Annotated in this window: 9 protein-coding genes and 1 pseudogene; all 10 read left to right on the top strand. The window is 37.0% G+C overall.

Annotated features, from left to right (window positions below; all coding sequences use genetic code 11):
* A partial coding sequence (gene ftsY / locus RT405_RS07320; RefSeq protein WP_313468796.1) for a signal recognition particle-docking protein FtsY occupies nucleotides 1–527 on the top strand: 527 nt, incomplete at its 5' end.
* 182 nt (nucleotides 528–709) lie between these two features.
* Nucleotides 710–2596, top strand: coding sequence for a PTS transporter subunit EIIC (locus tag RT405_RS07315; protein ID WP_313468794.1), 1887 nt, complete (start codon nucleotides 710–712; stop codon nucleotides 2594–2596).
* Nucleotides 2597–2858: 262 nt separating this feature from the next.
* Nucleotides 2859–3203: a putative DNA-binding protein gene (locus RT405_RS07310; RefSeq protein ID WP_035028471.1), complete on the top strand. Its 345-nt coding sequence runs from the start codon at nucleotides 2859–2861 to the stop codon at nucleotides 3201–3203.
* Between the two features lie 17 nt (nucleotides 3204–3220).
* Complete coding sequence (gene ffh, locus RT405_RS07305; protein WP_313468802.1) at nucleotides 3221–4645, top strand: signal recognition particle protein; 1425 nt, start codon at nucleotides 3221–3223, stop codon at nucleotides 4643–4645.
* A 105-nt stretch (nucleotides 4646–4750) separates the two neighbouring features.
* On the top strand, nucleotides 4751–5023 hold the full coding sequence (gene rpsP, locus RT405_RS07300) for a 30S ribosomal protein S16 (protein ID WP_035028465.1): 273 nt from the start codon (nucleotides 4751–4753) through the stop codon (nucleotides 5021–5023).
* Between the two features lie 14 nt (nucleotides 5024–5037).
* The gene (locus RT405_RS07295; protein ID WP_035028462.1) at nucleotides 5038–5280 is read left to right on the top strand and encodes a KH domain-containing protein; all 243 of its coding nucleotides are present in this window, start codon (nucleotides 5038–5040) and stop codon (nucleotides 5278–5280) included.
* A gap of 133 nt (nucleotides 5281–5413) precedes the next feature.
* Nucleotides 5414–5929, top strand: coding sequence for a ribosome maturation factor RimM (gene rimM / locus RT405_RS07290; RefSeq protein ID WP_313468792.1), 516 nt, complete (start codon nucleotides 5414–5416; stop codon nucleotides 5927–5929).
* Nucleotides 5929–6672 (top strand): tRNA (guanosine(37)-N1)-methyltransferase TrmD, encoded by a 744-nt coding sequence (gene trmD / locus RT405_RS07285; RefSeq protein WP_313468790.1) that lies wholly within the window; start codon nucleotides 5929–5931, stop codon nucleotides 6670–6672. Before rimM ends, trmD begins: the two co-directional genes overlap by 1 nt.
* Before the next feature lie 136 nt (nucleotides 6673–6808).
* Nucleotides 6809–7153 (top strand): 50S ribosomal protein L19, encoded by a 345-nt coding sequence (rplS, locus tag RT405_RS07280; protein ID WP_313468788.1) that lies wholly within the window; start codon nucleotides 6809–6811, stop codon nucleotides 7151–7153.
* 346 nt (nucleotides 7154–7499) lie between these two features.
* Nucleotides 7500–7681 (top strand): annotated as a pseudogene (locus RT405_RS07275) (isochorismatase); the annotation flags it as partial.

The raw sequence follows: 7681 nt of genomic DNA, 5'->3' as shown, positions 1-7681 counted from the left end.
CAGCCGGTGATACTTTTCGGGCAGGAGCAATAGAACAACTAGTCGTATGGGGCGAAAGAGTAGATGTTGATGTCGTTACTGGAAAAGCTGGCGGAGATCCAGCAGCGGTTGTTTTTGATGCTGTACGACAAGCGAAACAACAAGAAGCAGATGTTTTAATAGTGGATACCGCAGGACGCTTGCAAAACAAAGTGAATTTAATGAATGAATTGGAAAAAATGAAACGTGTGATTGAAAAGGAAGTCCCGGGAGGCCCGCATGAAGTTTTATTAGTACTTGATGCCACAACTGGTCAAAACGCCATGATTCAAGCTAAACAGTTTAAACAAACTACGAATGTCTCAGGAATTGTTTTGACTAAACTGGATGGAACAGCTAAAGGCGGAATTGTTTTAGCCATTCGGAAAGAATTGGACATCCCTGTTAAGTTTGTTGGTTTAGGCGAAGGTGTTGATGATTTACAGGAATTCGAACCTGGAGAATATGTTTATGGATTATTCAGTGAGCTTATTCAAGAAACGATTTAAAACCGTTAGCAAGTAGCTTTTTTGTAGAAGATATGTTACGATGATAAGCGTGTTTTCAAAACCTAAAGTTTCTAATCTCTTGTTTTGCAAGAGGTCAGAAACTTTTTGATTGGCCTTTTTTGAAAACACAAGCTATTATTTTCATTTGCTGAAAAGCAAGCATTTATAGAGGAGGAAACAAATTGAAAGACAAATTATTCGAGACGCTGCAAAAGATGGGTAAAACATTTATGCTGCCGATCGCATTGCTGCCTGTAGCCGGGTTGATGTTAGGAGTTGGCTCATCTTTTACAGGTGACTCTTTTGTTAACATGTACGATTTAGATTGGTTACTAGGAGAAGGGACGGTTCTTTATAATGTTCTAACGGTTTTTAAAGACTGTGGTCAAATTATATTTGATAACTTACCGTTGCTTTTCGCAGTAGCTGTAGCATTGGGTATGGCAAAAGCTGCAAAAGAAGTTGCGGCATTATCAGCTGTTGTTGCTTACTTTATGATGTATGCCTCAATGACAAGTACCATTGTAAACTTTGGTAACCTTGAAAAGCTAAAAGAAACTCCAGGCCTGATTGGTTCTGTACTAGGATTTTCAGAAACAATGAATACCGGGGTTTTCGGTGGGATTATTATTGGTCTAATTGTAGCTTATCTACATAACCGTTTCTATAAAGTAGAGTTTCCGGACGCTTTGTCATTCTTTGCAGGAACTCGCTTTGTTCCAATTATATCAGCGTTTGCGGCTGTTTTAACGGGCATGGTTCTCTCATTCCTATGGCCATATGCCGGTGCAGGAATCGCTTGGCTAGGTTCTGTTGTAGCTGATTTAGGCTATGTTGGTACCTTTTTATATGGGTTTATTTACCGGGCTCTGATTCCTTTGGGTCTGCATCATGTTTTTTACTTGCCATTTTGGCAAACAGCACTTGGAGGAACAGCAACGATTGGCGGTCATGTAGTAGAAGGCGCTCAAAATATTGTCTTTACTCAATTAGGTAATGGGCAAGTGGTTGATCCTGAAGCTGCCAAATTTTTCTCTGGAATGTTCCCATTTATGATTTTTGGGTTCCCAGCAGCAGCATTTGCCATGTACCAACAAGCTAAACCAGAACGCAAAAAAGATGTTAAAGGACTGATGATGTCTTCGTCTCTAACGTCGATTTTTACAGGAATCACAGAACCTCTTGAGTTCTCATTCTTGTTTGCTTCGCCATTCTTATATTTTGGCGTACATTGTGTACTAGCTGCATTTTCATTTGTATTGATGCATTTTCTACAGGTCGGCGTTGGATTGACTTTCTCAGGTGGACTACTTGATTTTGTATTATATGGTATATTACCTGGGCAAGGGATAACAAACTGGATTCCAGTGGTTCTTGTCGGAATCGTTTACGCATTTGTTTATTATTTTGTCTTTACGTTCTTTATTAAAAAATTCGATTTGAAGACACCAGGACGTGAAGATGATGTAGTTGAATCTAAGATGTATACGAAAGCTGATTATCAAGCTAAAAAAGCTGGAGAAAAAGCAAACGTACCTGTTCAAGATGAATTATCTCATGATATCGTAACGGGTCTTGGCGGTGCTGATAACTTAATTGAAGTTGGAAACTGTGCCACACGTTTAAGAGTAACCGTAAAAGACGGCAACTTAGTTAACCAAAATCAATTAAAATCAACAGGAGCAGCTGGAGTTGTCGTTAAAGGCAATAATGCTCAAGTTATTTATGGACCAAAAGTATCTAATATCAAATCAAATATTGATGAATATTTAGCAACGAGTCCTAATGAAGCAACAGCTTCAAGCACTTCTGAAACACCCGTTAGTCCAGAAGATCAATTGTCTAAAACCATTATTGAAGGACTAGGCGGCGAAGATAATTTAATAGAAGTTGATAACTGTGCCACACGTTTAAGAGTAACCGTAAAAGACGGCGGTTTAGTTAATCAAAACCAATTGAAATCAACAGGAGCAGCTGGAGTTGTCGTTAAAGGCAATAATGCTCAAGTTATTTATGGACCAAAAGTATCCAATATTAAATCAAATATTGAAGAATACCGTAACAAATAAAATGCTATAAAGAAAGTGGGACATTGTTCCTGACTTTTAGAGCTTGTATCAGAAAAATGATGAAGAAGAAGAAAGAGGATGAGACTTTTGTCTTGTCCTCTTTCTTTATGAAACAAAAAGCTGTATTTGCAGTTCCAATTAACTTAAAATATCGATAAAACACGCTAAAGCTATTGACTAATCAAGCGATAATGAGTACGCTTAAGAGGTGTGTAAACGAGAAACACTTGACATCAGTTGAGATAAAGAAAGAAGGGTAAAAGTGGAAATAGAAAGAACGAATCGTATGAATAGATTATTCGATTTTTATGGATCTTTGCTGACTGAAAAACAACGAAGTTATATGTTATTGTATTTTGCAGATGATTATTCTTTAGGAGAAATTGCAGAGGATTTTGAAGTGAGCCGACAAGCTATTTATGATAATATCCGACGAACAGAGCAGATACTGACCGATTATGAACGCAAGCTTCACTTAGTAGAAAACTTCACTCAGTTAGAAGAAACCCTTGATGAATTTTCTGTTTATGTAAATGACCACTACCCAAAAGATGAAGTACTGCAAAGATTTATCCAAAAGCTTAAAAAAGAAACAAATGAAGAATAAAAGGAATGGTGAATGAAATGGCATTTGAAGGATTATCAGAACGCCTGCAAAATGCGATGGCAAAAATGCGTCGCAAAGGCAAAGTTTCGGAAGCAGACGTAAAAGAAATGATGCGCGAAGTGCGCCTTGCTTTATTAGAAGCGGACGTTAACTTTAAAGTTGTGAAAGACTTTGTAAAGACAGTTAGCAACCGTGCAGTAGGATCAGAAGTATTAGAAAGCCTTTCTCCTAGCCAACAAATCATTAAAATTGTTAGTGAGGAATTGACTAATTTAATGGGCGGCGAACAAAGCACGATTCAAATGGCTGCAAAAGCTCCTACTGTAGTAATGATGGTAGGGTTACAAGGTGCAGGTAAAACAACTACTGCTGGGAAGCTAGCTAACCACTTAAGAAAAACACAGAATAAACGGCCTTTAATGGTTGCTGCAGATATTTATCGTCCTGCAGCTATTCAACAATTGGAAACATTAGGAGAACAATTGGATATCCCTGTTTTTTCAATGGGAGATAAAGTAAGTCCAGTAGAAATTGCTAAACAAGGTATTCAAAAGGCTAAAGAAGAACATCGTGATTTTGTTATTATCGATACAGCAGGGCGTTTGCAAATCGATGAAACATTGATGACTGAATTATCTGATATTAAGGCTGCTGTTGATCCAACTGAGATTTTCTTAGTAGTAGATGCAATGACAGGACAAGAGGCTGCAAATGTAGCTGATTCTTTTAATCAACAACTGGACATTACCGGAGTAATTTTAACAAAATTAGATGGGGATACTCGTGGTGGGGCAGCTCTTTCTATTCGTTCCGTTACAGGCAAGCCAATCAAATTTGTTGGTCAAGGAGAAAAGTTAGACGCTTTAGAACCCTTCTATCCAGACCGGATGGCTAATCGTATCTTAGGTATGGGCGACATGTTGACATTGATTGAGAAAGCCCAACAAGATTTTGATGAGAAAAAGAATGAAGAAATGGCTAAAAAGCTTAAAGAGAACAGTTTTGATTTTAATGATTTCATTGAACAAATGGACCAAGTCAGCAATATGGGACCAATAGAAGACATCTTAAAAATGATTCCAGGCATGAGCAATGCTCCAGGCTTAGAAAATTTGCAAATTGATCCAAAAGACATGGCTCGCATGAAAGCCATTGTGTTATCTATGACGCCAAAAGAACGTGAAAATCCTGATCTTTTATCACAAAGCAGAAGACGTCGGATCGCTAGAGGTTCAGGACGTCCAATAGCTGAAGTAAACCGCTTGATCAAACAATTTAACGAATCGAAAAAAATGATGAGTAAAATGTCTAAAGGAAATCTTGATGGATTAGATGGTATGTTTGGACAAGGGGTCAAAGGTAAAATAGGCAAAATGGCGATGAATTCAATGGTGCGCAAGAATAAGAAAAAAGTTAAAAAGAAAAATAAAAAGAAACGCTAAGAGAAGTTTCGTAAAAAAACAGAGTGTAAAGAAAAAACACTTTACAAGGATGTAAATTCCTGTTACTATACTTAGTGAAAGATAGTTAATGGAGGTGTAAGAAATATGGCAGTAAAAATCCGTTTAAAACGTATGGGTTCTAAAAGAAATCCTTTTTACCGTATTGTAGTTGCAGATGCTCGTGCTCCACGTGATGGACGTTTCATCGAGCCTGTTGGCACATACAACCCAGTTGTTGAACCAGCTGAAGTTAAATTGGACGAAGAATTAGTATTAAAATGGTTAGCCGATGGCGCTCAACCTTCTGATACAGTTCGTAACATCCTTTCAAAAGAGGGCATTATGAAAAAATTCCATGATTCAAAAAACACTAAGTAAAAAGGATGAGAACTATGGCTGACATGAATGAATTAATTCTTACCATTATTCGTCCTCTTGTTAATCATCCGGAGGAACTAGTACTTGATATCAAAGAATCAAAAGATTTTTCAGAATATCATCTATCTGTTCACCCTGATGATATTGGACGTGTAATCGGGAAAAAAGGTCGCGTAGCAAAAGCTATTCGGACAATCGTTTACAGCGTTAGAGTCTCAGGACCAAAGCGTATTAGATTAACGATTGTCAATAGCTAAAATTCTTAAAAGAAGTAAACCATTTCTAAAAGAGATGGTTTTTTTTATTTCTCTTGCTTCATTAACTCGCTTTATTGAACGAGAACATATGGTACAATAAATAAGACAAAAATAAAAGAGAATGAGGGATAATGTGGCAGAATTATACAATGTAGGAAAAATCGTAAATACACAAGGGATCAAAGGCGAAGTCCGGGTAATTTCAAGAACCGATTTTCCAGAAGAACGCTATAAAAAAGGAGCGAAATTGTTTTTAGATCAGCCGGGGAAAAAAATGATTGAGTTAACTGTTGCCAGTCATCGTAAACACAAAACATTTGATCTATTATCTTTTGAAAACCATCCGAATATTAATGATGTAGAAAAGTACCGGGACGGCATTTTAAAAATAAGCTCAGAACAGCTGAAAGAATTACCGGAAAATGAATATTATCTTCATCAAATTATTGGTTTAACTGTTGAAGATGAAGAAGGAACTGAAATAGGAAAAGTTTCAGAAGTTTTGTCACCAGGAGCAAATGATGTGTGGGTCGTACAACGTAAAGGCGAAAAGGATTTATTGATTCCTTATATCGAAGAAGTCGTATTAAAAGTTGATTTAGAAAAAAGATTCGTCACGATCCATATTATGGAAGGATTATTAGATTAATGAAAATTGATATTTTGACTTTATTTCCCAGAATGTTTGAAGGGCCATTATCTGAATCGATCATAGGAAAAGCAATTGATAAAAATCTATTAGCCGTTTCTGTGATGAACTTTCGTGATTTTTCAGAAAACAAACACCGTAATGTAGACGACTACCCTTATGGCGGCGGAGCGGGTATGTTATTAACGGCCCAACCGATTTTCAGTGCATTAGATACGATTCAATCAGAAACTCCAGAAACAAAAAAAAGAGTTATTCTACTAGATCCAGCTGGTGTACCTTTTACCCAATCAGTAGCAGAAGAATTAGCCGAAGAAGAACATTTGGTTTTCATCTGCGGCCATTATGAAGGATACGATGAACGCATTCGCTCTTTAGTCACGGACGAGATTTCTTTAGGCGACTATGTATTGACAGGTGGTGAATTAGGAGCAATGGTCATGATTGATGCCACAGTTCGCTTGCTGCCGGAAGTACTTGGAAATGAAGAGTCTGCTAAAACAGATTCACACTCTACCGGGTTATTGGAACATCCGCAATATACGAGACCAGCAGACTATCGCGGCATGAAAGTTCCAGATGTTTTACTCAGTGGAAACCATAAAAACATTGCCGAATGGCAAGAAAAAGAATCCTTACGCCGTACTTATTTGAGACGTCCAGATATGCTCGAAAATCTGGAGTTGACAACAGAACAAACAAAATGGCTGGATGAAATAAAAAAAGAACAAGAAATAGGTTAAAAAAAGGAAATTTACTTTACACCTATTTTTAAATATGGTAAACTATTTTGGTGAGTGGGTAAAGCCTGCTGAAATAACGATATTCCGCTGTGTCTGAATAGAGATGTATGAATATTTGTTGGAAGGAGAAAAAATCATGAACTTAATCGAATCAATTACAAACGAACAATTGCGCGAAGACATTCCAGCTTTCCGTCCAGGAGATACTGTCCGTGTTCACGCAAGAATCGTTGAGGGTACTAGAGAACGTATCCAATTATTTGAAGGCGTGGTAATCAAACGTCGTGGTGCAGGAATTAGCGAAACTTATACAGTTCGTAAAATTTCTAATGGTGTAGGCGTTGAGCGTACATTCCCATTACACACTCCACGTGTTGCAAAAATCGAAGTTGTCCGCTTTGGTAAAGTGCGTCGTGCTAAATTGTACTACTTACGTGCATTACATGGTAAAGCAGCTCGTATTAAAGAAATCAGAAGATAATTCATTTTTTGATTTTCTGTCTAAATGTGAGACAAAGAAAAAAGTCCTTGTGATACAAGGGCTTTTTTCTTTGTCTTTTTTTAATAGTTTAAGAGAAAAAAATGTCAATGTGTTGGATTTTCAGCTACAAATCCTCATGATGGAACATCCCATCAATCTGCATTTCTTTTAAGGTAAAATTGAGTATTATCTAAGTTACATTGCCTGTTAGCTGTATTATTTCGATGGATTTTCATTTTTGTACTATTCTCCCAGACGTGCATGAAGATATCTTCACTTATGGTATACTTATTTTAGAAAACAGTATGAATAGTGAAACCATAATACTTTTGGGAGTTGATTGATAATGGCAAAAGAAGCTTTATTAATTGTTGATATGAGTAATGATTTTGTATCTGATGAAGGAACATTAACTGTTGGTAAACCAGCACAAAAAATAGTACCTTATATTCAGGAGTTAGCAACAAGATTTTTAGCAGAGGAAAATGTTGTTGTTGTATCGATGGATGCACATCAGCCCAATGATCC

Source organism: Carnobacterium sp. (genome assembly GCF_032094055.1).
GTDB lineage: Bacteria > Bacillota > Bacilli > Lactobacillales > Carnobacteriaceae > Carnobacterium_A.
Note: the sequence above shows the minus strand (reverse complement) of the source record. Positions and strands in the feature narration are given on the sequence as shown.